At 63.4% G+C, this 25,104-nt stretch carries 21 protein-coding genes and 1 pseudogene; 11 read left to right on the forward strand and 11 right to left on the reverse strand.

Annotation, left to right across the window (positions count from 1 at the left end; all coding sequences use genetic code 11):
* The first annotated feature begins 14 nt into the window (after nt 1-14).
* The 6 genes and pseudogenes from IVA80_RS34765 (at nt 15) to IVA80_RS34790 (ending at nt 3,448) form a co-directional block, all read left to right on the forward strand.
* Nucleotides 15-959 (forward strand): metallophosphoesterase, encoded by a 945-nt coding sequence (locus IVA80_RS34765; RefSeq protein WP_247439630.1) that lies wholly within the window; start codon nt 15-17, stop codon nt 957-959.
* Nucleotides 960-982: 23 nt separating this feature from the next.
* Nucleotides 983-1,318, forward strand: coding sequence for a cupredoxin family copper-binding protein (locus tag IVA80_RS34770; protein WP_247439631.1), 336 nt, complete (start codon nt 983-985; stop codon nt 1,316-1,318).
* Between the two features lie 145 nt (nt 1,319-1,463).
* Complete coding sequence (locus IVA80_RS34775) at nt 1,464-2,012, forward strand: sigma-70 family RNA polymerase sigma factor (RefSeq protein ID WP_247439632.1); 549 nt, start codon at nt 1,464-1,466, stop codon at nt 2,010-2,012.
* Nucleotides 2,009-2,776: an anti-sigma factor gene (locus tag IVA80_RS34780; protein WP_247439633.1), complete on the forward strand. Its 768-nt coding sequence runs from the start codon at nt 2,009-2,011 to the stop codon at nt 2,774-2,776. The genes IVA80_RS34775 and IVA80_RS34780 overlap by 4 nt, the downstream gene beginning before the upstream one ends.
* Nucleotides 2,777-2,850: 74 nt before the next feature.
* A pseudogene (locus IVA80_RS34785) lies at nt 2,851-3,131 on the forward strand (type II toxin-antitoxin system RelE/ParE family toxin).
* Nucleotides 3,132-3,142: 11 nt separating this feature from the next.
* Nucleotides 3,143-3,448 (forward strand): HigA family addiction module antitoxin, encoded by a 306-nt coding sequence (locus IVA80_RS34790; RefSeq protein WP_247439634.1) that lies wholly within the window; start codon nt 3,143-3,145, stop codon nt 3,446-3,448.
* Between the two features lie 9 nt (nt 3,449-3,457).
* Here the strand turns inward: IVA80_RS34790 and hpnO are convergent, their stop codons facing one another.
* On the reverse strand, nt 3,458-4,849 hold the full coding sequence (gene hpnO, locus IVA80_RS34795; RefSeq protein WP_247439635.1) for an aminobacteriohopanetriol synthase HpnO: 1,392 nt from the start codon (nt 4,847-4,849) through the stop codon (nt 3,458-3,460).
* 141 nt (nt 4,850-4,990) lie between these two features.
* Between hpnO and IVA80_RS34800 the strand changes: the two genes are divergently transcribed.
* Nucleotides 4,991-5,635, forward strand: a complete 645-nt coding sequence (locus IVA80_RS34800; protein ID WP_247439636.1) for a DUF2147 domain-containing protein — start codon at nt 4,991-4,993, stop codon at nt 5,633-5,635.
* On the opposite strand, the gene IVA80_RS34805 is transcribed toward IVA80_RS34800, so the two are convergent.
* Nucleotides 5,603-8,191 carry an MMPL family transporter gene (locus IVA80_RS34805; protein ID WP_247439637.1) on the reverse strand — a complete coding sequence of 863 codons (2,589 nt, stop codon included), beginning with the start codon at nt 8,189-8,191 and terminating at the stop codon, nt 5,603-5,605. The two genes, IVA80_RS34800 and IVA80_RS34805, sit on opposite strands and share 33 nt — an antisense overlap.
* A gap of 458 nt (nt 8,192-8,649) precedes the next feature.
* Between IVA80_RS34805 and ispH the strand changes: the two genes are divergently transcribed.
* The 3 genes from ispH to IVA80_RS34820 all read left to right on the forward strand — a co-directional run bounded on the left by ispH (nt 8,650) and on the right by IVA80_RS34820 (nt 12,613).
* The gene (ispH, locus tag IVA80_RS34810; protein WP_247439638.1) at nt 8,650-9,576 is read left to right on the forward strand and encodes a 4-hydroxy-3-methylbut-2-enyl diphosphate reductase; all 927 of its coding nucleotides are present in this window, start codon (nt 8,650-8,652) and stop codon (nt 9,574-9,576) included.
* A 35-nt stretch (nt 9,577-9,611) separates the two neighbouring features.
* Nucleotides 9,612-10,772, forward strand: coding sequence for an adenosyl-hopene transferase HpnH (gene hpnH / locus IVA80_RS34815; RefSeq protein ID WP_247439639.1), 1,161 nt, complete (start codon nt 9,612-9,614; stop codon nt 10,770-10,772).
* Between the two features lie 1,604 nt (nt 10,773-12,376).
* On the forward strand, nt 12,377-12,613 hold the full coding sequence (locus IVA80_RS34820) for a hypothetical protein (RefSeq protein WP_247439640.1): 237 nt from the start codon (nt 12,377-12,379) through the stop codon (nt 12,611-12,613).
* Nucleotides 12,614-12,810: 197 nt separating this feature from the next.
* Here IVA80_RS34820 and IVA80_RS34825 read toward each other — a convergent pair whose 3' ends face one another.
* From IVA80_RS34825 to IVA80_RS34850, 6 genes are all read right to left on the reverse strand, one after another.
* A complete protein-coding gene (locus IVA80_RS34825; RefSeq protein ID WP_247439641.1) occupies nt 12,811-13,560 on the reverse strand; it encodes a phosphorylase in 750 nt (249 codons plus the stop codon).
* Nucleotides 13,557-15,524 (reverse strand): squalene--hopene cyclase, encoded by a 1,968-nt coding sequence (shc, locus tag IVA80_RS34830; protein ID WP_247439642.1) that lies wholly within the window; start codon nt 15,522-15,524, stop codon nt 13,557-13,559. Before shc ends, IVA80_RS34825 begins: the two co-directional genes overlap by 4 nt.
* 51 nt (nt 15,525-15,575) lie before the next feature.
* Nucleotides 15,576-16,844: a hydroxysqualene dehydroxylase HpnE gene (gene hpnE / locus IVA80_RS34835; protein WP_247439643.1), complete on the reverse strand. Its 1,269-nt coding sequence runs from the start codon at nt 16,842-16,844 to the stop codon at nt 15,576-15,578.
* A complete protein-coding gene (gene hpnD / locus IVA80_RS34840; RefSeq protein ID WP_247439644.1) occupies nt 16,844-17,683 on the reverse strand; it encodes a presqualene diphosphate synthase HpnD in 840 nt (279 codons plus the stop codon). The genes hpnE and hpnD overlap by 1 nt, the downstream gene beginning before the upstream one ends.
* Nucleotides 17,673-18,557 carry a squalene synthase HpnC gene (gene hpnC, locus IVA80_RS34845; RefSeq protein ID WP_247439645.1) on the reverse strand — a complete coding sequence of 295 codons (885 nt, stop codon included), beginning with the start codon at nt 18,555-18,557 and terminating at the stop codon, nt 17,673-17,675. The genes hpnD and hpnC overlap by 11 nt, the downstream gene beginning before the upstream one ends.
* Before the next feature lie 189 nt (nt 18,558-18,746).
* Nucleotides 18,747-18,980: a cysteine rich repeat-containing protein gene (locus tag IVA80_RS34850; RefSeq protein ID WP_247439646.1), complete on the reverse strand. Its 234-nt coding sequence runs from the start codon at nt 18,978-18,980 to the stop codon at nt 18,747-18,749.
* 461 nt (nt 18,981-19,441) lie between these two features.
* Between IVA80_RS34850 and IVA80_RS34855 the strand changes: the two genes are divergently transcribed.
* Entirely contained in the window at nt 19,442-19,939 is a 498-nt protein-coding gene (locus IVA80_RS34855) for a hypothetical protein (RefSeq protein ID WP_247439647.1), read from the forward strand.
* 124 nt (nt 19,940-20,063) lie between these two features.
* On the opposite strand, the gene IVA80_RS34860 is transcribed toward IVA80_RS34855, so the two are convergent.
* The 3 genes from IVA80_RS34860 to IVA80_RS34870 form a co-directional block, all read right to left on the reverse strand.
* Nucleotides 20,064-22,430 (reverse strand): MMPL family transporter, encoded by a 2,367-nt coding sequence (locus IVA80_RS34860; RefSeq protein ID WP_247439648.1) that lies wholly within the window; start codon nt 22,428-22,430, stop codon nt 20,064-20,066.
* 205 nt (nt 22,431-22,635) lie between these two features.
* Nucleotides 22,636-23,421: an ethanolamine ammonia-lyase subunit EutC gene (eutC, locus tag IVA80_RS34865; protein WP_247439649.1), complete on the reverse strand. Its 786-nt coding sequence runs from the start codon at nt 23,419-23,421 to the stop codon at nt 22,636-22,638.
* A 6-nt stretch (nt 23,422-23,427) separates the two neighbouring features.
* Nucleotides 23,428-25,014, reverse strand: a complete 1,587-nt coding sequence (locus IVA80_RS34870; protein WP_247439650.1) for a B12-binding domain-containing radical SAM protein — start codon at nt 25,012-25,014, stop codon at nt 23,428-23,430.
* Nucleotides 25,015-25,104: the final 90 nt, after the last annotated feature.

Consider the following 25,104-nt stretch of genomic DNA (forward strand, 5'->3'; position numbering starts at 1 on the left):
AGTGGAGCTGCGCGATGAGCGGACACGATCACGGCGAAGACGGCCTAAGCCGCCGTAAGGTGCTGGAATGCATGACCTGGGCCGGCACCGGGGTGCTCTGGACCATCACGGGCGGCGTGCCGCGCTCGCTCGGCATCATCGATTCCGCACAAGCTGCAACCACGGCCGTGCCGGGCATGACCTTCCTCCAGATCAGTGACAGCCATGTCGGCTTCGACAAGCCGGCGAATCCCAACGCGCTCGGCACGCTGGAAGAAGCCATCAACAAGATCAACGCGATGCCGGCAAAACCCTCCTTCATGATCCACACCGGCGACATCACGCATCTGTCGAAGGCCGCCGAGTTCGACAATGCCGACCGCATCATCTCGCAGAGCAAGCTGGACGTGCACTATGTGCCCGGCGAGCATGATTTCCTCGACGAGAATGTGAAGTTCTATCGCGAGCGTTACGGCCGCGGCACCAAGGGCGCGGGCTGGTACTCGTTCGACGCCGGCGGCGTGCACTTCATCGGCCTCGTCAACGTCGTCGACCTCAAGGCCAGCGGCCTCGGCAATCTCGGCGCCGAGCAACTCGCCTGGCTCGAGGACGATCTGCGCGGCAAGTCGAAATCGACGCCGATCGTGCTGTTCGCCCACATCCCGCTCTGGACCGTTTATCCCGAATGGGGCTGGGGCACCGAGGACGGCGGCCGCGCGCTCGAATACGTCAAGGGTTTTGGCTCGGTCACCGTGCTGAACGGCCACATCCACCAGGTCATGCAGAAGGTCGAGGGCAACGTCACCTTCCACACCGCGCGCTCAACCGCCTTCCCGCAGCCGGCGCCGGGGGCCGCCCCCTCGCCCGGACCGATGAAGGTCGAGGACGCAAAACTCCGCTCCATGCTCGGCGTTGCCAGCATCAACTTCAAGCAGAACGAGCAGCGGCTCGCGATCATCGACACGCCGATCCAGGGCTGATTCAGGCTGAACGGAAGCTGACAATGAAGACTCTCAATCGCCGCGACTTCGGTGTCGATCTCGGTCTCGCTTTGGCCGCGGCTATCCTGTTGCCCGCAACAACTGCCCGTGCCGACGACATGGAAGTGCATATCGACAATTTCGTTTTCCAGCCGGCCGAGCTCAGGATCAAGGTCGGCACCACCGTGACCTGGACCAACCGGGACGACATCCCCCACACCGTAGTGTCGGCCGGCAAGTTCAGGTCCAAGACCCTGGACACCGACGACAAGTTCTCGTTCACCTTCACCAATGCGGGCGACTACAAGTATTTTTGTTCGCTGCACCCGCACATGACGGGGATAATCAAGGTTGAGTAACGTCTCCAACCAAGGCATCAACGTCTTGCCCGGCCGGTGGTCCCACGCCGGCCGGGCTCGTGTGCCCTCGGTCACACACGCCGACGAAACGAGCAGGGACGAAACAACGCGACGCGCGGAAGCGGAAGAGGCAAAGCGAGGAGCGATGCCCGTGAGCGACGATTTGCAGAAGACGCAACGTTTCCGCGAGGCGGCGCTGCCCTATCTCGACGACGTCTACACGCTCGCGCGCTATCTCCTGCGCGATGCCTCCGATGCCGAAGACGCGGTGCAGGAATGCTATCTGCGCGCGCTGAAGCATTTTGACAGCTATCGCGGGCCGGCGATGAAGCCCTGGTTGTTCGCGATCCTGCGCAACGTCTGCAATGCAGAATATGCGCGGCGCGCCCACAAGCACAGCGCGATCGAGGATACGCCCGGTGCCGCCGAGCAGACGCCGCTATGGCAGGAGAGCGAGGCGAGCCCGGAAACCGAAGTGTTGCGCAGTCGCGATGCCGGCGCCATCCGCAAGCTGATCGACGCGCTCGCCGAGCCGTTCAAGGAAACATTCGTGCTGCGCGAGATCAACAACCTGTCCTATCGTGAAATTGCCGAGGCCGCCGGCGTGCCCGTCGGCACCGTGATGTCCCGCCTCGCCCGCGCCCGCGCCATGCTGCGCGCGGCCTGGATGGCGGAAGAGGAGCAAGCAAGATGACCTGCGACGAAGCAAAGATCCTGCTTCACGCGCTGCTCGACAACGAGCTCGATGCCGGCCACGCGCGCGAGGTCGAAGCCCATATCGCAAGTTGCCCGGCCTGCGCCGCCGAGTTCGCAGCGCAACGCGACATGCAGCGCGTGCTCGCTGACGCCGATTTGCGCTATACCGCGCCGGCGAGCCTGCGCGCCCGGATCGAGGCGTCGCTGCCTCAGCCGCAGCGCCAACGGCCGACCCGCCGCTCCGTGCTGCGCGGTTTTGCGATGGGCTCGGCCGTCTCCGCGCTCGCCGCCTCCGGCGTCGTCGCCGTGGTGCTGCGCCAGGACGACCAGCAGCGCATCCTGTCGGAGGTGGTCTCCGCGCATCTGCGCTCGCTCCAGGCCGGACACCTCATCGACGTGGTCTCCACCGACCAGCACACGGTGAAGCCGTGGTTCAACGGCAAGCTCGACGTCGCCCCGCCCGTGATCGACCTCACCGCACAGGGTTTTACGCTGGTCGGCGGCCGACTCGACTATGTCGACGCACGCGCCATCGGAGCGGTCGTCTACAAGCGCCGGCAGCACGTGATCAACCTGTTCGTGGCGCAGACCGCCAGCACCGAACACCGGCCGCCGAAGACCCAGACCATGCAGGGCTTCAACTGCCGCCGCTGGGGCGAGCGCGGCCTGAACTTCTGGGCGATCAGCGATCTCGGCGCCGACGAGCTCGCCGAGTTCGTCGACAAATTTGAGGCGGCGATGAAGGCGAATGTGGAGGGGTAGCCGGCCTCAAGGTGTATCATTTGTTGATACGCCTTAACCTTGAATGGTGTATCAGACAATGATACACCACTTGAGTGATCAAGAGCTTCCGGGATAAGACAACTGAGGCGGTCTTTGACGGCGAAAGTCCTAAAGGTTTTCCAGCCGATCTGGTGAAGGTTGCGCGCCGGAAATTGCGCTATCTACACGCAGCGGGCGAACTTGGTGACCTAAGGGCGCCCCCCGGCAACCGCCTCAAGGCCCTGGCAGGCGATCGCAAGGGACAGCACTCGATCAGAATCAACGATCAGTTCCGAGTGTGTTCGTCTGGACAACGCAAGGCCCCGCCGAAGTCGAGATCGTGGACTATCGCTAGGAGATGCGACGATGGCCAAAAAACTAAAGCCCATGCATCCTGGTGAGGTTCTTCGGGAGGAATTTCTCGTCCCGCTGGACATGTCCGCTGGCGCCCTTGCGAAGGCATGCAGCTTGCCTCGCACCCGAATTGAGCGGATCGCGAACGAGCAGACCGGGATGACCGCCGACACGGCACTTCGGCTGGCGAAGGCGCTCGGCACGACGGCGCAGCTTTGGCTCAATCTTCAGAACGATTACGACATCCAGATCGCCAAACGCGATCTAGGCAAGGCTCTCGATCGCATCGAGACCGTGAACAAGCCGAAAGCAGCCTGAACGCTCCGCCTAAGCCGACCGCCTCACCGCGTTGTCCACCAAGGTCTTGCCGAGCGACCAGATCGCGCCGGGGACCTTGTGGCTGCCGGCGATGACGTCGTCGAAGGCACGCTCGATCCAGCCGCAGTCTTCCTCGGTGATGGTGAGCGGCGGCAAGAGCTTGATGGTGTGGCTGCCGTGACCGGCAACCTGGGTCAGGATCTTGTGGTCCTTGAACAGCGGCACGGTAATGAGCTGGCAGAACAGGCCCTTGTTGGCGGCCTCCAGCACGTTCCAGGAAGCGCGGAGGCGCAGCGATTTCGGCGGACCGAACTCGACGCCGATCATCAGGCCCTTGCCGCGCACTTCCTTCATTAGCTCGTAGCCGGGCACCATGCGCGTCAGCGCGAGGCGCAGCTCGGCGCCGCGCTTGGCGGCGGACTCGATCAGCTTCTCGGATTCCATGACGTCGAGCGTGGCGATGCCGGCAGCCATTGCGAGATCGTTCTTGGAGAAGGTGGAGCCGTGCACCACCGCGCGGTCCATCTGGTTGAATATCTTGTCGAAGATGCTCTTGCGCGTCAGCACCGCGCCGACCGGCACGTGGCCGCCGGACAGCGACTTCGACAGCAGCACCATGTCGGGCTCGACGTTCCAGTGCTCGACCGCGAGGAAGCGGCCGGTGCGGCCCATGCCGGTCTGGATCTCGTCGGCGACGAACAGCGTGCCGTATTTCTTGCAGAGCGCGGCCGCGCCGGGCAGGAACTCGTCCGTGGGCATGTTGACGCCCTTGCCCTGGATCGGCTCGACGACGAAGGCCGCGACCTCGCGCGAGGCCAGCGCCTTTTCGAGCGCGGCCAGATCGTTGAACGGGATCGAGGTGCAGCCCGGCAGCAGCGGCTCGAAGCCGGTGCGGAAATTCGAATCGCCCGTCAGCGACAGCGCGCCATAGGTCAGGCCGTGATAGCCATGGGCGCAATAGACGATGCCGGGACGACCAGTCGCGCCGCGGGCGAACTTGATCGCCGCTTCGACGCATTCGGCGCCGGAATTGGCGAAGAATACCTTGTCGAGATAGGGGACGTACTTCAAAAGCCGCTCGGCGAGCACGCCGGCGAGCACCGAGACGTCGAACTGGACGAGGTTGGGCAGGTCGGCATCGAGCACGCTCTTGAGCGCCTCGCGCATGACGGGATGATTGCGCCCGATCGCAAACACGCCAAAGCCGGACAACAGGTCGAGATAACGCGCCCCATCCCGATCGAAGAGGTACTGCCCCTGCCCCTTCTGGAAGCCGACATCGTAGCCGATGGTCTTGAGGACCCGAACGAACTGCTCGTTCAGATGCCGATTATGCAGGGCGCTGCGCTGGGCCTGACGGTCCACGAACAGCTGATACATGTCTGGATTTGGGCTGTGCATCCGCTACATACTTCGGTTGAGGGCCGTCTCGTCAACTGAAAACGGACCGTTCCTGAAAACGGTCTGTGCGGCCTTTTGCCCTTTTTCGGACCATCTTCGCAAGCACAGCTTTAGACCATGTTGCACTGCCGAGGAACTATCATGCGTTTGGCCCTTTACACCGGATTAATACTGGCTGGCGGTTACACCGGCCTGACTCCCGCGCTCGCCGTTGATCCCACCGGCGACTGGCGGGTCGCCGACGGCGTCGCCAACATCCGCGTCGCCCAGTGCAGTGGCAGCATGTGGGGCGCGGTTTCCTGGGAAAAGCAGCCCGGTGGCCGCGACGAGAACAACCCGGATGCGTCAAAAAAGAACAGGCCGACGCTGGGCATGCCGACCCTGATCGACATGAAGAAGAAGCCCGGCGCCGATCAGTGGGAGGGACAGGTCTACAACGCGAAAGACGGCCAGCTCTACAGCGCGACCATCACGCCTGTTGGCACCGACCAGCTCGAAATCAAGGGCTGCGTGATGGGCTTCCTTTGCGGCGGCGAGACCTGGACCCGGGTCGGCCCGCCGATTCCTTTGAGCCCCGCCAACGCCATGGCCAAGGGCGCACCGAAGCCCACCGGCGCGGCGCCGAAAGCCCAAGGCACGACAGGCGGCACGACGGGCGCCACCGCTCCGGCCCCGGCCCCTGCCGCCCCGAAGACCGCCGCGACCGTCAAGCCCGGTCAGAAGAGCGCCGCCGATCCGGTCGGCGACATCTGCCTACTCTCTGAGATTGCGGGGTTTGCCCATTAGGGCTGGCTGGAACAGCAGCACAGCGGCAAGCGTCGTCACCAGCGAGAGTGCGAGCAGCTTGCCCATGCTGGACGTTCCAGGGTGGCTCGACAGCCACAGGCTGCCGAACGCGGTTGCTGTCGTCAGCGCGCTGAAAAAGATCGCGCGCGTCAGGCTGGTCTGGAGCAGGTTCGTCCTGCCCGAGCGCCAGGCCACGACATAATAGATCTTGAAGGCGACGCCGACGCCGAGCAGCAGCGGGAACGCGACGATGTTGGCGAAATTGAGCGGCAGGCCGATCAACACGCAGATTTCGAGCGTGACCGCGCCGGCCACCAACAGCGGCACCAGCGTCATCAGCACGTCGACGAACCGCCGCAGCGTGATCCAAAGCAACAGGCCGATCACCAGCAACGCGTAGATGCCGGCGTGGATGAACGCCTTCACCACGGTGTCGCCGGATTTCAGGATCGAGACCGGGCCGCCGATCGCGGTCGGCTCGGCAACGAGCACCGCCGCTGCAAACTTGCGCAGCGTGTCGTTGTCGTTCGGATCGCCCTTGGGCAGCGCCTCGACGCGGATGATGCCATCCTTGCTCTTCCAGGCACTCACGAGATCTGGCGGCAGTGACTTCTGGGTGACCGTCTCGGCCTGCAACGCGTTCCGGAGCTGGTCGAACACGATCTTCATCGGCGTGACGAACACGTCCTGCGCCTTGTTCCGCGTCGCCTCGTCGCCATTGGCGAGCTTCTCGAGGCCATCGGCAAGCCGGCGCGAGGCGACCGCACCCGGACCCTTCGCGTCACCCGCGGTCCGGCGCAGATTCTCGACCGAGGATTTCAGCGAGTCGACGTTCTCCTTGTCCGTCGGCGCCGCGTCGATCTGGTCCGGATTGAGCGCGGGGTTCAGCACCTTGGCGCCCTGCGCGAGCAGCTTCAGCTTCGGCGGCTGATCTTGCGGCACGAAACTGTCGAGCGACATCACCCGCAGCACTTCCGGCACCTTCTCGAGCTTCGCCTCGACCTGCCTTGCCTGCTCTTCCGAATTGGTCATCACGTTGATGGCATTGGCGCCGGTGTTGGGGTCCTTGCGCAGGTCGAGGAAAGTCGCGATCGACTCGGCCTTCGGGTTGCGCAGGTTCATCGGGTTGAAGTCGAACTTCATGAAGTAGAGCAGCGGCAGGCCGGCGAGCGCCAGCAGCAGCGTGCCGCCGACGACCAGCACACGGTGCTTCTCCAGAAAGTGATCGAGCGGCGCCAGGAAGGCGTAACCGACCGGCTCCTGCTCGCCGGGCGGATTCAGCAGCTTCAGCAGCGCCGGCAGAATAGTGATGCTCGAGAGGAAGGCCACCAGCATACCGACGCCGGCGATCTGGCCGAGTTCGGAGATGCCCTTGTAGTCGGTCGGCATGAAGCAGAGGAAGCCGGCCGCGGTCGCCATCGCCGCGAGCGACAGCGGCACAGCCGAACGCTTCGCCGCCAGCACCAGCGCACCCGAGAGGTCGTTGTGCTTGTAGCGCTCCGAACGGTAGCGGACGCTGTACTGGATGCCGAAATCGACGCCGAGACCGACGAACAGCACCGCGAACGCGATCGACAGCAGGTTGAGCGAGCCGACCATCATCAGGCCGGCAGCGGTCGTGATCGCAAGTCCGACGAAGAGATTGATGAACACGGCGAAGATGATCTTCGCCGAATGCAGCGCCAGCCACAGGATGAGCAGCACGACGAGGACGGTACCGATGCCGTTGACGACGGCGCCTTCCTGGACGGTAGCGTATTCCTCGTTCGCGATCGGGACCGGGCCGGTCAGCCGCACCCGCGCCTGGTATTTGGTCGGGAAATCCAGATCGGCCGCCGCTTTCCGGATCGCGTCGGTGGCGCCCTTGCCGGGCTCCAGCGCGTTGTAGTCGAGGATCGGCTTGAACTCGATAAAGGCGCGCTTGTCGGAATCCGACAGCGGCTCGTCGCTGACGAGCTCGCGCCAGGAGAAGCTCGCATTGCCCTTGTTGAGCACGGTCTCGACGGTCTGCGCGATCAGGTTGAAAGGCCGCGCGGTATTGTCGAGCTTGACCTGGCCGCGCTTGACGCCGGCAAGTCCCGTCTCCAGCGCGCCGGTCAGGCCGCGGATCGAGGGATCGCCCGCCATGATCTCGATCAGGGGCGCGGCGGATTCGAACTGGCCGGTGACCTTGGCGACCTCCTCGGTCGGCAGGAACAACAGGCCGTTCTTCTCGAAGAACTCGCCGGTGCCGAGCTGCTGCATCGACTGGAAGTCGGTTTTGTCGTCCTTCAGCTTGGCATAGAGCGCGTCCGACGCCGCAGTAGCCATCTCCGGCGTTTTGGCTTCGACCACCGCCGTGATCGTCGCATCGCGGTCGAAAGCGCGATCGAATTGCTGGTCGCGTTGGCGCCAGTCCAGATTTTGGGCAATCAGCGAATTGATGTCGGTGTTGATGGCGAAATGCTGCGACGTGTAATAGCCGGCCCCCACCGCCAGCAGGAGCCCGAGAACGACGACGAGGGGGGCAAACCGGGTGCAGGCCCTGACGATGGCAACGACTACGCTTTGCAGCACTTCTTTTCTTTCTGTGTGAACAGCTTGCCGAAAACGCCCGCTGTTTATCGGAGTTCCGAGGCGAAACCTATTGCTGTTTTGAGTGGTTCTCGCCGCAACAAGGTTCGAGGTAAACGGCGACAGGCCGCGGAAAAATCATGCGGGGCGGTCGGTATAGCCGGGAAGTTGAGGCGAGAACGTGACGAAGAACTGGGCACAAATGTTGCCATTTTGCGCGCCGGGAAGGTGTATTCTAATACCGCATCGTTCTGCCGGCACGGAACCCGGCTTCATCCCACCTTTCCTTTTTGCCGATTTTTTGACACAAAGCGATGCGCCTCCAGGCGCCGGGGCCTCGTAGGTGGGCAGTTACCGCCTGCGCGAACCCCCTGGTGCGGTTATTGCAACCATTAGGCAGTATCGAGGTGCCGCCGGGAACTTGAGAAGCGGAGTGGTGCAACTTGCGTGATGGGCGTCCTATGGAAGTTTATCTGGCGCAGCCGCGTGGCTTTTGCGCGGGCGTGGTGCGTGCGATCGAGATCGTGGAACGGGCGCTGGAGAAGTATGGCCCGCCCGTCTATGTGCGCCACGAGATCGTGCACAACAAATACGTGGTCGAGAGCCTGAAGAACAAGGGCGCGATCTTCGTCGAGGAATTGTCCGAGGTGCCGCCGAAGGCGGTGACGGTTTTCAGCGCCCATGGCGTCGCCCGCAGCGTTGAGGAGGAGGCCGCCGCGCGCGACCTTCCGGTGCTCAATGCCACCTGCCCCCTGGTCACGAAAGTTCACAATCAGGGGAAGCGCTACATCACCAAGGGACGCACCCTGATCCTGATCGGCCATGCCGGCCACCCCGAGGTCGAGGGCACGATGGGCCAGGTTCCCGCCCCCGTGCTGCTGGTCCAGAGCGTTGATGAGGTTAATGCCCTTACGCTGCCGGCAGATACGCCAATGGCCTACATCACCCAGACCACGTTGTCGGTCGACGACACCAAGGACGTTATTGCGGCCCTCCAGGCCCGCTTTACAGATATTCAAGGCCCGGATATCCGGGATATCTGCTATGCGACACAAAACCGCCAATCTGCGGTAAGGGACTTAAGCAAGCTGGTCGACGTGATCTTGGTGGTGGGCGCTGCCAATAGCTCGAACTCGAACCGGCTCCGCGAAATCGGCACTGAGGCCGGCGTCGCGAGTTATTTGATTGCCGACGGCAGCGCGCTCAATCCGGAGTGGTTGGAAGATGCCAGGACCGTCGGCGTCACGGCCGGCGCTTCGGCGCCCGAGGTACTCGTGGATGACGTAATCGAAGCGATGCGGCGGATCGGACCGGTCAAGGTCTCGGTGCTGCCGGGCCGCGAGGAAAAGATCGAATTCCGGCTTCCGGCCCAACTGGCTGCGAGCTGACCCACCCGAATTTCAAGCCCAGAGAGAAACTTGTAATGGCTATCCCCTTCTTCAAGGAAATGCGTATCGGCGGCTATTTGCTCAAGCAGAAACTGCTTGGCCGCAAGCGCTATCCGCTCGTTCTGATGCTGGAGCCGCTGTTTCGCTGCAACCTCGCCTGCGTCGGCTGCGGCAAGATCGATTATCCGGATGCGATCCTCAATCGCCGCATGACCGCACAGGAGTGCTGGGACGCGGCCGACGAGTGCGGCGCGCCGATGGTTGCCATTCCCGGCGGCGAGCCGCTGATCCATAAGGAGATCGGCGAGATCGTGCGCGGCCTCGTCGCGCGCAAGAAGTTCGTCTCGCTCTGCACCAACGCGCTGCTGCTCGAGAAGAAGCTCGATCTGTTCGAGCCCTCGCCCTATCTGTTCTTCTCCGTGCATCTCGACGGCCTGAAGGACCATCACGACAAGGCCGTGTCGCAGAAGGGCGTGTTCGACCGCGCCGTCTCGGCGATCAAGGCGGCCAAGGCGCGCGGCTTCACCGTCAACGTCAACGCCACCATCTTCGACGGTCATCCGGCCGAGGAGATCGCAAAATTCCTCGACTTCACCACCGAGCTCGGCGTCGGCGTGTCGATGTCGCCCGGCTACGCCTATGAGCGTGCGCCGGACCAGGAGCACTTCCTCAACCGCACCAAGACCAAGAAGCTGTTTCGCGACGTCTTTGCGTTGGGCAAGGGCAAGAAGTGGAATTTCATGCATTCCGGCCTGTTCCTGGACTTCCTCGCCGGCAACCAGGAATACGAGTGCACGCCGTGGGGCATGCCCGCGCGCAACATCTTCGGCTGGCAGAAGCCCTGCTATCTGCTCGGCGAAGGCTATGCCAAGACCTTCAAGGAGCTGATGGACACCACCGACTGGGAGACCTACGGCACCGGCAAGTACGAGAAGTGCGCCGACTGTATGGCCCATTGCGGCTACGAGCCGACGGCGGCCACCGCAGCGTTCAACAATCCGCTGAAGGCGATGTGGGTGTCGCTGCGCGGCGTCAGGACCACCGGCCCGATGGCGCCGGAGATCGACATGTCCAAGCAGCGCCCGGCGCAGTACATCTTCTCGGCGGAAGTGCAGAAGCGCCTGTCGGAGATCCGCAAGGACGAGGCCGCCGCCGCGCAGGAGAAGGCCGCACGGAAGGCGTCGACTGCTGCGTAAGAGCGCGAGTCGGCACGAACGAAAAAAGCCCGGTCGCGATGGCGACCGGGCTTTTTCATTTGTTCAGCCAAGTCCCGGAGCAAAAGGGGAGCGGTGTGCGGGCTACGCTCCCCTCCTTACTGGGCCGGGCTGCCCTTACGCAGAAAAATGAAAAACAACCCCATGCACAGTAGAGGCGCGACTGCTGGCCGGCACAGAGGCCGGTCGGTCAAATGATTGACGCGTCGAGCAAATCAGCAGCAAACCGGCAAGGCTCGCGGCATCTGCGGCGTGGGTTCGTTTTCGCAGCCAGATATGCCGTCAGCCGGGCGCGATTCACGGTGGCACGAATTTCGTATTTTACGAATACCGTTTGACCCGTCGGGCAAAACAGTGGCAATATGCGATGCTGGCCCATTTTGGAAATCGCTACCGGCCTAGCTGCCCTGCGCCACGCGCGCGCTCCCTGCTTTTCCGAAATCCAATGGACGGGCGATCCTCACTCCATGTTTGCTTCGTCGAGGATCCGGCGGAACTGTGCCAGCGCACTTTCGCCTTCATTTTAGAAGCCATTGGAATCTGACGGTTCTTTCTCATGCTGCCCGCAGGTCACCCTCGAAATGCCTGTCACTGCGACTATCGTGTCTCGCTTTAGGGGGCAGTTCAGCGCTGTCACCACAATTCCATGATCGCCATGTGCTGCTAACCTGCTGATAGCGAATCGAGCTCCCTCTTTCATCAGCTTATGCGTAGCAACGTGATGCCTCAAAGAACAGATTCCTCCGTCACTCCACCAGCCATCCAGCGTTCTTTTCGAGACCTGTCTGACGTCGAGGTCGCCGATATCGAAAGAGCCTCGATGCTTGCTCGCATTGGTTGGCGCGGCAATTTCGGCTGGGACGAGCTCTTGCTCTCGCAACGCGTCATCATGGTCTCGGAGGCTGGGGCGGGAAAGACGTATGAGTGCCAGGCACAGCAGGCCAGGCTCTGGAGCGCGGGAGAGCCTGCGTTCTTTCTGGAACTTGCGACCCTGTCAGGAAGCTCAGTTCGCGACATGCTTAGCCATGAGGAGGATTGCGCTTTGACGCGTGGCTACGATCTCAATCCGAAACAGCGACGTTCTTCCTAGATTCCTACGATGAGCTGAAGCTTACGCTTGGTAGCTTCGAGCAGGCACTTAAGCGGCTCAACAAGGCGCTGGCTGGTCAGTTGAGCCGTGCGCGCATCGTCGTCACAACCCGGCCGGTGCCGATCGATCGTGAGCTTTTCAGGGAGCATCTGCGATCAGCTCCTGGCCAAATACATGACGGCCGATGAGTGCCGCGCGGGCTGTCTACTCGTGACCATCGCAAGGCATCGTCAGTGGGAACATCCAAAAACGGGGGAGCGTCTAAGCTTCGAGCAGTTAATCGCTGTTCTTAACGACGAGGCTGAGCGGCTGGCAAATGGGCTCGGCGGTACCGTGAGGCTGATGGCGAGAGGATTGGATCTCAGACCCAGGCTTTCGAAGGAGAAGGATACCCGATCAGGAGATCGGTAAGTGATGCCAGGCGTTCGATGCGGACTTGTGTGAGAGGCGGCGGATCACCACATGTTGGTGTTCGAAGTCCTTGGAGTTTGTGTCCGTGAGTACCCGTCAACAAGTCACCTCCACCGAATTGAAGCAGATTATCCAGCAACGGCTTGGTTTTGCTGCCTTCGTTACAATCCATCGGAATGCGCAGCTTGGTTTCACAGCCACAGTAATCGCCCCGATAAAGGCAGTCGCCGTGCAGCAAGCAATCGATACGATCGTGCAAGATCTGCGGCTTGCCTACGAACTCGTCGATCTGAAGGCTCATTCTTCAGCCTCCGATCTGTGACGGACAATCAGCTACCTCAATAGCACAAATACCCAGATCAGTGCGGCCAACACGAACGGTGCCGCAGCAGCAGAGTTACGGTGACTGTCGCCGAAATTGGTCCTTATTGCTCCATCGGGCTATAGGCATCAAAAAGAGAAGGCCCGGACGCCATGGCAACCGGGCCTTTTTATCTTTTGCCAGATCGAAGAAGCCGCTCAGACCGTCTCCGGGACCAGCGCCTCGCTGTCGGCGAGCTCGGTGCCGATCAGGAAGTCGCGGCAGCCGCGCAGGGAGCGCAGCGCGCGGTTGAAGTCGATGCCGGTCGAGACCAGCGCATGCAGCGTTGCCGGATTGCGCACGATGCCGCGCAGCACGGCCGCGAGGTCGATCTGGCCGTTCGGCTTGATGGCGGCGCGGGCGAGCGCCGGCAGCGCGCGGTGGGCGGGATCGCTGATGACCCGAACCGCGGCAAAGGGCAGCCCGGCCTCGGCGGCATAGGCGGCCGCGATGTGGCTTTCCATGTCGACGGCAGAGGCTCCGGTCTCCGAATGCAGCGCCGCCTTGCAGGACCGCCCCGTAACCACTTGCTCGGCGCCGGCGAGGCTGCCGCGCACCACGCGGCGGCGCCCCGACGTCAGGCGGTCGATGAGGTCGTCGCCGAGCGACAGCCCGGCGGCCCAGCGGGTATCGCCGGAGAGCACTTCGCTCGCCAGCACGACGTCGCCGGGGCGCAGCGTCGGGTCGAGCCCGCCGGCCACGCCGAAGGAGATGACGCCGCGAATCGTCTCGGGATCCACCACCGTCAGCAGCGCCCGCAACTGAGTGGGGCTGCTCGACGAACAAATGACCGCCATTCCGGGCCCGGCCGCGATGCGGGCCTCCTGAACCAGTCCGGTCACGATAAGTATCGGCCGCGGGTCGATGGCATTACCCGCGGTAATATAGTCCCCCGTCCCCAAAGTCACATTCCGACCCCTACCACCCTGCTGTTGGTGCTCCGCAAGTTCCGATACCGCGCCAATGCCCACAGCGGAAAGAACTTCGGATAACCATGGTACCGTAGATAGAATACACGGGGGAAGCCTGTGGCGGTGTACCGCTGCTCCTCCCACAGTCCTTTTTTGTTCTGTGTGGCAATCAGGTACTCCACCCCGCGGGCGACGGCCGGGTGATCAACCTCGCCAGCTGCCATGAGGGCAAGCAAGGCCCATGCCGTTTGCGAGGCGGTCGAGGGGGCGGCCTGCCATCCCCGGTAGTCCAGACGGTAGCTGACGGCGTCCTCGCCCCAGCCGCCGTCCTGATTCTGGATCGAGACCAGCCAGTCGGCTGCCTTGCGCATCGTCGCGTCGTTGTGGCTGACACCGGCCATGTTGAGGGCTGAGAGCACCGACCAGGTTCCATAGATGAAGTTCATGCCCCAGCGGCCGTACCAGGACCCTTCCGGGTGCTGGGTCCTCCTGAGATAGGCGACCCCGTCGGCAACATGCTTGCTGGTCTTCTCGGTCTCGCCAAGCTGGGCCAGCATCGAGATGCAGCGCGCGGTGACGTCCTCGGTCGGCGGATCGAGCAGCGCGCCATGGTCCGAGAACGGGATATTGTTCAGATAATATTCGAGATTGTTCACGTCGAAGGCAGCCCAGCCGCCGTCGTCGCTCTGCATGCCCTCGATCCATTCCCGGCCGCGGTCGATCGCGGCATCATAGCCGGTCGCACCGTGCTCCCGCCGCATGCGGTCCATCGACATCACCACGACAGCGGTGTCGTCGAGATCGGGATAGTGCGGGTTGTTGTACTGGAAGGCCCAGCCGCCCGGGCGCACGTCGGGCCGCTTCACCGCCCAGTCGCCCTTCACCTCGAGCTCCTGCTTCGGGATCAGCCAGTCGAGGCCCTGCTTGGCCGCAGGCAGAGCCTTGTCACCGCCGGCTTCCAGCAGCGCGTGGGCGGTCAGCGTCGTATCCCACACCGGAGAGACGCAGGGCTGGCAATAGGCCTCGTCGCCCTTGATCACGAGCAGCTTGTCGATGCCCCGGCGCGTGATCGCGCGCGGCGGATAGGTTTCGTCCTTGCCGAGCGCGTCATACATCATGACGATGTTGGCCATCGGCGGATAGATCGCGCCCATGCCATCCTCGCCGTTGAGCCGTTCCTCGGTGAAAGCGAGAGCCGCATCGATGGCGCGCTTGCGCAAGCTCTTGGGAAACATCGGCTCGATCACGCGCAGGATGCCGTCGAGCGCGCGGAACAGCACGAACCAGGCCATGCTCTGGTGCGGCGCCTTTGCGGTCATGCCGATCGAGCGCGGATCCTGGAGAAACAGCTCGTCGATGCCGACGCCCTTCGGATTCTTTGCGCGCGGCTTCAGCGCGGCAAGCACCATCAGCGGCACCATGGTGGTGCGCGCCCAGTACGAGATCTTGTTGAGGTGGAACGGCGACCAGAATGGCAGCAGCACGATCTCGATCGGCAGCACCGGCACCGCGCGCCAGGTCACGACGCCGAACATCGCGAGCATGAAACGCGTGAAGACGTTGCTGTTGATGGCGCCGCCGCGCGAGTGGATCGCCTCGCGCGCACGCACCATGTGCGGGCTATCTGTGGAATCGCCGATCATCTTGAGCGCGAAGTAAGCCTTCACACTCGCACTCATGTCGAACTCGCCCTCATGCACCAGCGGCCAGCCGCCATGCGCGCCCTGGACGCGGCGGAGATAGTTGCCGATCCTGGCCTCGAGCGCCGTGTCGACGGGCTCTGCGAGATAATGGCGCAGCAGGATGTATTCGGCCGGAATCGTGGAGTCGGCCTCGAGCTCGAAGACCCAATGGCCGTCGGATTGCTGGAAGCCGAGGACGCCTTGCGTGGCCGACGCAATGCTCGATTCCAAGTTCCTAGATCCTTGGGCTTCGCGGGCCGTCGCGTTCACGGAATCCATCTTGCTCGATTGCTCCGATAGTTGCTTGGAATTGACCGGGACGAATGCCCGTCAGGGCCGCTGCGCGGCCAGAACCAGATCGGCGGCGCGATCACCGGATCGGACCGATCCCTCGATGGTTGCAGGCAATCCCGTAGCAGTCCAATCGCCGGCAAGAAACAGGTTTTTCAGCGCAGTGACCGGCCCCGGACGCAGGGCATTCTGTGCCGGCGTGGCGGCAAAAGTGGCCCGGCGCTCACGCACGATCTGCCAAGGAGGCAATTGAGCCGGCAACTCGCCGGAAACGCCGCCCGCCTTGCAGACGTCGTTCCAGATCGCCTGCGCGAGTTCCTCGCGCGGCATGTCGACCAGGCGGTCGCCATTGCTGATGGTCACGGACAGCCGGTTCGGGAACGCGAACAGCCATTCCACGACGCCGCCGATCACGCCCAGGATCGGCGCCGAACCCGGCGGCGGTGTGATGCGGAAATGCGCATTCACGATGGCGCGGAATTCGGTCGGCGTCTTCAGGCCGGGCAGCAGGCTGGAGGCGGCACGCGGCGGCACCGCCATCACGACGACGTCGCCTTCACCGATATGGATCACATCCTCGCCGCCGAAATCCAGCGCGCCGACCTTGCCATCACTGGTCGCAAACGGGCGTAGCTCATGGCCGAGCTGAACGGTGTGGCCGCGCTCCTGCAAGAATTTGACGGCAGGCTCGATCAGCACGGCGCTCAAGCCGTCGCGCGCGATCAGCGGTCGGCACGCCTGTCCGCCGGCGAGCAGCGTCTCGCGCACGATCGCGCCGGCAAGCCCGGCCGAGCCCTCGGGCGGATCGACGTTGAGCGCCGCAAGCAGCAGCGGCTGCACCAGGCGCTGGTAGAGGACGCCCTCGCAGGGAATGGACTTGCCGACCAGCGTCTCCTCCGACGCCCAGATCAGCGGCGCCAGCTTGAGATAGTCCGTTAGCCCGGTGTCGGGAACGCGGCGGCTCTCGTCGAGCACCCAGGTCGGCAACCGGCCATCGCCGAGATCGATCTGCCAGCGCTGCCCGGTCTTGATATCGACGAACGGAAACTGCGCGCGTTCGGGGCCGACGAGGCCCGCCTCGGTGCCGATCGAGCGGGCATAGGCGCGCGCATGGCTGTTGCCCGACAGCAGCAGATGATTGCCGTTGTCGATGGTGAGATTGGTGGCGCCGTCGAAATAGGAACGGCAGCGGCCGCCGGCCTGCTGCGTCGCTTCGTGCACGGCGACCTTGAAGCCGGCATTGGCGAGCCGCACGGCGGCGGAGAGGCCGGAAATTCCGGCACCGATGATGTGAGCTGTCTTTTGCATCAGATGAAAGCGTAACGGAGCAGGATCAAGGCGCGTGTGACCTTCGACACACGCACCGGCTCACGCGGCGCGTTGAAGCCGCGCGCGATCAGCAGGTCCAGAATGGAATGATAGTATTTCGACATGATCCGCGGCGCGCGCACGGCGCGGCGCTTGTTGCGGTTCATGATCTCGTCCGACTTCTCGAAATGCGCTTTGGCACGCTGCGTCAGCGGCAGACAGACCTTTGGCAGCGCTCGCTCGGTGATCACGCGGTTCGGCTCGTCCGAGGTGATGCCGGCATGCAGCAACGCCTCGCGCGGCAGATAGAGCCGGCCGAGGCCAGCGTCCTCGTCGATGTCGCGCAGGATGTTGGTGAGCTGGAGCGCGCGACCGAGATGATACGCGAGCAGGACGCCGTCTTCCTCGGGCAGGCCAAACACCCGCACCGACAGCCGTCCTACGGCACTGGCGACACGATCGCAGTAGAGATCCAGCGTCGCCATATCCGGCGCGCGGATGTCCTGCGGCACGTCCATCTCCATGCCATCGACGATGGCAAGGAAATCTTCCCGCTTGAGATTGAAGGCCTTTACCGAGGCGACGTAGTCCTTCAACCGCGGCGGCGGATTGCCCTGATAGAGCGCATCGATGTCGTTGCGCCACGCCTGAAGCGCGGCGAGCCGCTCGTCGCGCGGGCCGTCGGAATCGGCGATGTCATCGACCTGGCGGCAAAAGCTGTAGATCTGGAACATCGCCTCGCGCTGGTCGCGCGGCAGGATGCGCATCGCGGCGTAGAAGGAACTGCCGGATGCGGCCGAGCCATAATTGGCGCCGGGCGAGGTCGCCTCAAGCGTCATGAGCAGTCCCCGGTTTGGTAATGGCCTTGCGCCCGATCGCGCGGCGGCCGACTTCGCCGATCATCCCGGCGAAGCTAAAAGCGAGGAGCTCGAACTTGTTGAGATGCACCCGCTCGCGCAGCGGATCGCGTACCTTCAGGAGGCGGACGATGCGGTCGGCATAGGCGTGGATCACCGAAATATCGACGCCGAGGCGAAAATCCTTCACCTCCGCGCTGAGCGGCTTGCTCTCGTTAAGCAGCGCTTCGTTGCGAACGGCGAGTGCCTGAAGGCAGGCCAGCAACGCCGGCGGCGACTGCGTCAGCCCGAGCTGCTCGACCGAGGCGCCACTTGCCGCAAGCGCATCGCGCGGCAGATAGACGCGATTGAGCTCGCGAAAATCCTTGCCGCAATCCTGGAGGTGGTTGTTGATCTGAAGCGCCGCGCAGAGCGCGTCCGATGCGACCCAGGTCGAGGTGCTCTCGCCATGGACGTCGAGCATGAAGCGGCCGACCGGCATCGCCGAGTAACGGCAATAGTGGATGACCTCGTCCCAGTTCTCGTAGCGCAGCTTGGTCACATCCATGCGGAACGCGACCAGCACGTCAAGCGCGTGGCGCGGTGCCATGCCCCGCTCGGCCAGCGCGCGCCGCAGAATGACGGCTTCGGCCTGGGTATCGCCCTTGCCGAGCAGTTCGGCCTCGAGCAGGTCAAGATAAGCTAGCTTCTCGTCGGGCGGCAGCGTCGCGTGATCGGCAATGTCGTCGGCGGTGCGGACGAAATTGTAGTAGGCCAGGATCACCGCGCGATGGCGCGGATGAATGATCCAGGACGCAACGGGAAAATTCTCGTCGCGGTCACCCTTGCCGGATCGCAATTCGCTCGCAGAGGTCATCGAGGGCTGGTTTACAATCGTTTGGACAGGAAGGGCTTTCTCGCTCGCGCGAGCTCATGCCGGCGATGCCGCCGCGGCCCCATATAGGGGAATACGGCCGCAAAACCAATCCTGTCTCTCGATGGCCGCCCTTCCGGATCCGGCCGAAAAGGCGGCCGCGGGGCCGCCCTTGTGAGCCAGTGGCCGAGCTTACTGATTGTGGTTCTTCAGGACCTGGTCGCAGGCCTGCGAGATCTTGGCCCGGTTCTCCTTGAGGCAGGCCAGGACGGTGAAATCGCCTTGATCGATGACCGGACGGCAGAACTTCTGCACATCGCGTGTGCAGGCCTTCTGCTCGCTGTCCGTGCCGCGTCCTGCCTGGGCGAATGCCGCCGTCGAAAGGGATGCCGACAGCAGGGTGAGAGCGACGAGAAGCTTACGCATTGTATTCCTTCATTCTGACGGCAGAATCGCACCGATCCCGGACAGCACAGGGCGGACAACCGGAACGGATTGTTCTGATGGCAAGTCGCCGCGGAAAGTGCGGCCTCGGAGAAGGCACAAGCGCTGGCAAATGCGGCCAAATTGGCGCCACATCCACCAAATCAGGTCTTCCCTCGATGTTCATTGGCAGATGTAAGAGATTGATACCACGTCACAATTCAGGAATGCTGCGTTTTGCTGCGCACCTGTTGCAGAGCTGCATCTCTCCGCCCTGCTTTCCCCGCCAGAAACACACCGAAACAGAGGGAATCGAGGGGTCTGAGCCGGGCGCGAGGGTGTCGTGAACCGCCATCCCTGCCTGTCGGGCTTTGAACCTGACACAGCCTTGGAACACTAAACCTTCGATGTGGCGAGACGTTCTCCATCGCAAGCGAACGTCGCTCGAAAACGGGATATTCAAAATGCAATTCATTGGGCGATCTGGACAGGCAATCAAGGCGGCCGGCATCGGGGCTGCGCTGCTCTTCTCGGTTTCGGCAAGCCATGCTCAGTCGTCCGGGCCGTTTGCCGGTTTCGACGGCGCGTGGGCCGGCACCGGCACGGTGTCGCTGTCCGACGGTTCCACCGAGCGCATCCGCTGCAAGGCGGACTACAAGGTCGCCGGCAGCGGCCTCAACCTGAAGCAGGCCCTGCACTGCGCGTCCGACAGCTACAAGTTCGACCTCACCAGCGACGTGACGAGCCAGGGCGACCGCATCTCGGGCAACTGGAGCGAAGCGAGCCGCAACATCTTCGGCAATCTCCAGGGCACCGCCGGCGGCGGCCAGATCGAGGTGTTCGTCGAGGCCAACGGCTTCGCCGCCAACCTCTCGCTGCGCACCAACGGCACCAAGCAGACCGTGCAGATCAGCTCCAAGGGCGAGATCCGCGGCGTCAACATCACGATGACGAAGAGCTGATAGCCCTTCCAGCTTCGAAAGCAACAAGCCCCGGTTCTCGCGAACCGGGGCTTGTTTGTTTTTCGAAAAACGCGGGCGCAGTCGCCCGGACTGCGCCGATTCCATGTCCGATGGATGACCCGGTTCAGATCGCGCGCTTGTCCGCACCCTGCAGCTTTGCGTGCAGATTGATCAGCCACATCGCGGTCGGCCGCAGGATGAAGAGGTCGGCGACGAGCGCCATCACCATCGAGAAGGCGCTGAGCCAGCCGAACAGCCGCAGCGACGGCAGATCGGAGAACACGGTGACGACGAGACCGCAGGCCAGCACCAGCGTGGTCAAGATCAACGCCGGGCCGACCAGCACGGTGGCGCGCTCCACCGCGAGCGCCGAGCCGACGCCCGGCTTGCTCTCGAGCCTGAGGCGATTGAGGAAGTGGATGGTCGCGCTCAGCCCCAAGCCGAACGAAACGGTCAGCGCCACGACACTGGCGAATTGCAGGCCCTCGTCCATCGCCCACAGCACCGTTCCCGACATCACCACGGGGAAGATGCCCGGCAGGATGCAGGCGAACATCACAACCCAGGAGCGGAAGGCAAGGCCGATGAAGATCGCGACCAGCGCGAATTCGACGGTGAGCCCGCGGTTAAGCTTCTCGATCATGCCGGCCGAGTTGCGCGCGGCAATCGCGGCAAGACCAGTGACCGCCACTTCATACCCGGGATGCTTCTTGCGGACGGCGTCGAGCTCGGAATCGAGCTTGTCGACGATCGGCAGGAGCTGGCTGGAATCCTTGTCCGGCACGCGGCCTGCGACCACGACGGCGTCCTGCTCGGCATCGATGAATCGACGCACCAGATGCTCCGGGATGACGCTGACATATTCCTTCAGCGTCGCAACGTCGGCATTGCCGGCCTTTTCCGCAAGCCAGCGGCGCAGGGTCTCGACCGACCAGACATTGCCGACACCGGCCGTCTTCTCCACCGTCGCGTGCACGTCCGCGATGGTCTGGAGCGTCTCCGGCGAATAGAGCGATTCACCCTTGGGGAACTGGATCAGCACGTTCACCGGATTGGCGCCGGTGAGCTTGGCATCGAGCCGGTCGCTGGCGGCGACCGCCTGGCGCTTGTCCGGCACCTGGTCGGCGAGCCGGTAGCGCGGCTCCAGATTGGCGTAGATGACGCCAAGGCTGCCGACGAACAGCACCGCGATCAGGCTGAACAGGCCGGGACGGCCCACCATGCGCACCGCGATCCAGTAGCAGAAATTGCGCAGCGCCTGCACGCCGGCATCCGCGGTCTGGAACTTGGTGGCAAAGACTTTCTCGTTGCGCACGAGCAGCACGCCGAACACCGGAACCAGCGACAACACCGCGACCAGCGCGATGATGGTGGCGGCGAGCCCCGCCTCGCCGAACTTGCGGATCAGGTCGGAGTCGGAGAACTGGAGCGCGATGAAGGAGATGCCGGCGGTGCCATGCGTCAGCACGCACGCCGGTCCCACCACCAGCACCGCGTTCTTGAACGCGGTGAACTTGTCCTGGCCTGCGATCAGCCGGTCGCGCGCGGCGAAGGTGAGCTGCATCGAATCCGAGAAGCTGATGACCATGATGAGCGGCGTCATCACGTTCAGGAACATGTTGAGATTGAAATTGGCCCAGCCGAGCGCACCAAGCGCCAGCAGGATCGCGATCATCGGCGGGAACGCCGCCGCCACCATGAACGAGATTTTTCTGAAGAAGATGATGGCGATGACGCAGCCGGCGAGAATACCGAGGATGTTGTAGGTGAGCCCGTCGCGCTCGACCGCGTTGCGGATCTCGAGCTGCATCACCGGCACGCCGGAGAGCTGCACGTTGAGCCCGGTCTCGCTGAGGTCTTCCTTCATCAGCGCACGGATGTCGCCGACGGTCTTGGTCAGTTTGTTGGAGGCGACCACCTCCGGATCGAGCGAGAGCACGATCAGCGCCAGCGTACCGTCCTCCGACAACAGCTTGCCGCGGATGATCTCGTTGGCTTTGACGGTCTCGATAAACTTGTCATAGGCCTCGCCCTCGGGCAGATCGCCCGGGAACAATGCGGCCGGCAGCTTGCCCGGCGCCGGCGCCTGCCGCGCCGAGAACAGCGAGACCAGCCCGCGCGTGCCTTCGACCAGCTGCATGTCGGTGACGAAGTCGCGCAGCTTCTCGAGATTGTTTCGCGCCAAAAGGTTCTTGCCCTCGACCACGACGAGAACGTCGAATTCCTCGGCCGGGAACTTCTTGGTCACCTCTTCATACTGGCGGAATTCGCGCGTGTTGGAGCGGAACAGCTGCGACAGCGAATCGTCGATCTTGATCCGGTGGATGCCGAACACGGCCCCGACGATCAGCACGAGCAGAACGATGCAGGAAACGATCGGCGCCCGGACGGCGATCAGCCCGATGCGCTCCAGCCCGAAGGCGATGGAGGACGCAGGTCCCTGCTCGACCTTGTCGACATGAACCTCACTCTCGCTGTGCTTTTCGAGCATGCCTTGTCCAGTTCCTAAATCGATTCGGTCTGTGAGCTTATTGCGCCCCGCGAACGGCTTGAAAATGCCATACCAATGGGAGGCTTGCCCTTTGAAAATGCGCGGAAAATCGCTGCGGGGGGTTTAGCAGGTCACGAGGCCCCCTCGCAAGCAGGCGAAGTGTGGCCAAATCGATCAAGATGTGGCGATTTTGCCGGAATGCCCGTCATTCGGGCAAAGCCGTGCCAATTCGGCGCGGGGCGCGGTCGGCGCTCTCGTCTTTCAGTGCCACGCCGGTGACCTCCCGGGCCATCCCCTCACGGACGAGCCAGACGATCTTAAAGGCGGCCTCGTCATAGCTCAACCCGGCATTGTGGATGTTCGAGACGCAATTGCGCTCGGCATCGGTGCGGCCCGGCTTTGGCGCGAAGGTCAGATAGACGCCGAGGCTGTCGGGCGCGGACAGGCCGGGCCGCTCGCCGATCAACGTCACGACCATGCGCGCGCCGAGAATGGCGCCGATCTCGTCGCCGAGCGCGACGCGCGCGCCTGAGGCGACAACGACACATCCGATCGCGACATCGTCCTCGTCCGCGAGCAGCGGCAGCAGGTGGGACACCAGCGCCGCCGCATGGGCGTGGACCGCCGCCGTCGACAGGCCGTCGCCGATCACGATCGCGAGCTGGCACGGCTCCGAGGCATTTCGTGCCAACAGTTCGGCCGAGCCGGCATCGAGTTGCCGCCCCAGATCCGGCCGCCGCAGATAATCCCTGCGGTCGACCGCCCGGCTCCGCGCCTCCACGACGACGAGGCCGAGCTCGCGGAGATCGGCGGCCAGCAGCGGCGCATCGAAGACGGCATGCACGGCATCGCGGGCGCGGGCATGGTCCAGCGTGAAATCGAGCAGCGCCCTTGTCGGCAGGCTCGCGCCGCTGCGGCCGAGCGCGACGCGCGCAGGCGTGAGCGACCGCAGATCGAGGGTGGGGCGGCGCGGAGCGGCCGGATCAGACATGTCGCGTCATTCGGCGGGAATGGCGGCCTCGCGCAGCCGCAGCGAATAGTTCGACGCGTTTTGCTGGCCACTGGAGGCCGCGCGAGCGAACTTGATCAGATGGTGCGCGATCATCGCGGAGCCGATCAGGCCTTCGAGGTCGCCGCGCCTGATCCGCCCCAGCGCGAACTTCCAGAATACCTTCTTGTAGTCGCCGAGCACGCCAACCTTCCAGAAGATGTTTCGCAGCATGATCAGGGCGCGCTTGATGTTGGCCCAGGTCTTCATCTCCGGGGCCACCGGCACCTGGAGGCGGTTGGCATAGGTGTAGTCGCATTGATGCTGATAGCGGGCGTAGACCTTTTCGGGCTCGTAGGCGACCTCCATGCAGTGCCTCCAGGAGGCCACGACCTCGTCATAGGGCAACAGAAAGTTGACGTTGGAATCGCGGCCTTCGTCGCTGACGAGCCGCCCCTCGCGCTCCAACCGGTCCCACAGCGGCGTCTTCGGCAGTGCCTGCAACAGATTGATCGTGAGCAGCGGAATCCTGGATTCTTCGACGAAGTTGATGAGCGCGTCGGCAGTGTTCGGCTTGTCGGTGTCGAGCCCCATGATGATGCCCGAGACGACTTCCATGCCGTAGGCGTTGATGGTGCGCACGCCCTCCAGGATCGGGACCATCATATTGTGGTCCTTGTGCATCGCGTGCAGCGCGTCGGGATCGGGGGTCTCGATGCCGCAGAAGATGGTGACGAACATGGCCTCGCGCATCTTCTCGAGAATTTCCGGGCGCTTTGCGATATTGAGCGTCGCCTCGCAGGCAAGCCGCATCACATAATTGTTCTTCTTCTGCCACTCGATCAGATGCGGCAGCAGGTCCATCGCCGCCTTGCGGTTGCCGATGAAATTGTCGTCGACGAAATAGACCGTGTCGGTCATGCCGCATTCACGCAGGCGGTCGAGCTCGGCGATGATCTGCTGGGGCGACTTGATGCGCGGATTGCGGCCGTAGAGGCCGGGAATATCGCAGAACTCGCACTGATAGGGACAGCCGCTGGAATATTGGATACTGCCGAGGAAGTATTTCTTCACGTCGGCGAGTTCATAGGCCGGGATCGGAAACTCCGTCATCGGCACGCGGTCCCTGGTCGTGAGCACGACCTGCTGCTCGGGGCGCGAGGTGTCGCGCGACAGGATCTCGATCAGCTCGTTGGTGGCGTCGCCGAGCTCGCCGACATGGAGATAGTCGAAGGCCGGATAATAGTCCGGGCAGGCGCTGACGGAGGGACCGCCGAGCGCGACCGGCAGATCGAATTCATGGGCGCGGCGGCAGATGTCGTTCATCTGCTGGCGCTGGATGTGCATGCCACTGACAAAGACCGCCTCCGCCCATTCGAACTCGTCCTCGGTCGTGCGGCGGAGGTTCTCGTCGACGAATTTGACCTGCCACTCACTGGGCAGATAGGCCGCGAGCAGCAGCAGTCCCTGCGGCGGCATGAAGGCGCTGACGCCGTCGGTCAGCGGGTAGGAATACTCGAACGTCCCGAACGACGAGGTGTAGCGCGGAAACACACAAAGAATCCGCCGGGCCGTACCGTTACTTTCAGCTCGCATCAAAGCTCCCCCGCCACGCTCGATAGATGGTGCGGAAATTGGCAGCCAGACACATAGCGTAACGCTGCCGCCGGAATTTCTCAATATTGT

The sequence above is a fragment of the Bradyrhizobium sp. 139 genome, from assembly GCF_023074175.1.
In the GTDB taxonomy this organism is placed as follows: domain Bacteria; phylum Pseudomonadota; class Alphaproteobacteria; order Rhizobiales; family Xanthobacteraceae; genus Bradyrhizobium.

Excerpts from the sequence above, each read along its gene's own strand:
- IVA80_RS34765 (WP_247439630.1), top strand. The coding sequence starts at position 15 with ATGAGCGGACACGATCACGGCGAAGACGGCCTAAGCCGCCGTAAGGTG.
- IVA80_RS34770 (WP_247439631.1), top strand. The coding sequence starts at position 983 with ATGAAGACTCTCAATCGCCGCGACTTCGGTGTCGATCTCGGTCTCGCT.
- IVA80_RS34775 (WP_247439632.1), top strand. The coding sequence starts at position 1,464 with ATGCCCGTGAGCGACGATTTGCAGAAGACGCAACGTTTCCGCGAGGCG.
- IVA80_RS34780 (WP_247439633.1), top strand. The coding sequence starts at position 2,009 with ATGACCTGCGACGAAGCAAAGATCCTGCTTCACGCGCTGCTCGACAAC.
- IVA80_RS34790 (WP_247439634.1), top strand. The coding sequence starts at position 3,143 with ATGGCCAAAAAACTAAAGCCCATGCATCCTGGTGAGGTTCTTCGGGAG.
- hpnO (WP_247439635.1), bottom strand. The coding sequence starts at position 4,849 with ATGCACAGCCCAAATCCAGACATGTATCAGCTGTTCGTGGACCGTCAG.
- IVA80_RS34800 (WP_247439636.1), top strand. The coding sequence starts at position 4,991 with ATGCGTTTGGCCCTTTACACCGGATTAATACTGGCTGGCGGTTACACC.
- ispH (WP_247439638.1), top strand. The coding sequence starts at position 8,650 with ATGGAAGTTTATCTGGCGCAGCCGCGTGGCTTTTGCGCGGGCGTGGTG.
- hpnH (WP_247439639.1), top strand. The coding sequence starts at position 9,612 with ATGGCTATCCCCTTCTTCAAGGAAATGCGTATCGGCGGCTATTTGCTC.
- shc (WP_247439642.1), bottom strand. The coding sequence starts at position 15,524 with ATGGATTCCGTGAACGCGACGGCCCGCGAAGCCCAAGGATCTAGGAAC.
- hpnE (WP_247439643.1), bottom strand. The coding sequence starts at position 16,844 with ATGCAAAAGACAGCTCACATCATCGGTGCCGGAATTTCCGGCCTCTCC.
- hpnD (WP_247439644.1), bottom strand. The coding sequence starts at position 17,683 with ATGACGCTTGAGGCGACCTCGCCCGGCGCCAATTATGGCTCGGCCGCA.
- hpnC (WP_247439645.1), bottom strand. The coding sequence starts at position 18,557 with ATGACCTCTGCGAGCGAATTGCGATCCGGCAAGGGTGACCGCGACGAG.
- IVA80_RS34850 (WP_247439646.1), bottom strand. The coding sequence starts at position 18,980 with ATGCGTAAGCTTCTCGTCGCTCTCACCCTGCTGTCGGCATCCCTTTCG.
- IVA80_RS34855 (WP_247439647.1), top strand. The coding sequence starts at position 19,442 with ATGCAATTCATTGGGCGATCTGGACAGGCAATCAAGGCGGCCGGCATC.
- IVA80_RS34860 (WP_247439648.1), bottom strand. The coding sequence starts at position 22,430 with ATGCTCGAAAAGCACAGCGAGAGTGAGGTTCATGTCGACAAGGTCGAG.
- eutC (WP_247439649.1), bottom strand. The coding sequence starts at position 23,421 with ATGTCTGATCCGGCCGCTCCGCGCCGCCCCACCCTCGATCTGCGGTCG.
- IVA80_RS34870 (WP_247439650.1), bottom strand. The coding sequence starts at position 25,014 with ATGCGAGCTGAAAGTAACGGTACGGCCCGGCGGATTCTTTGTGTGTTT.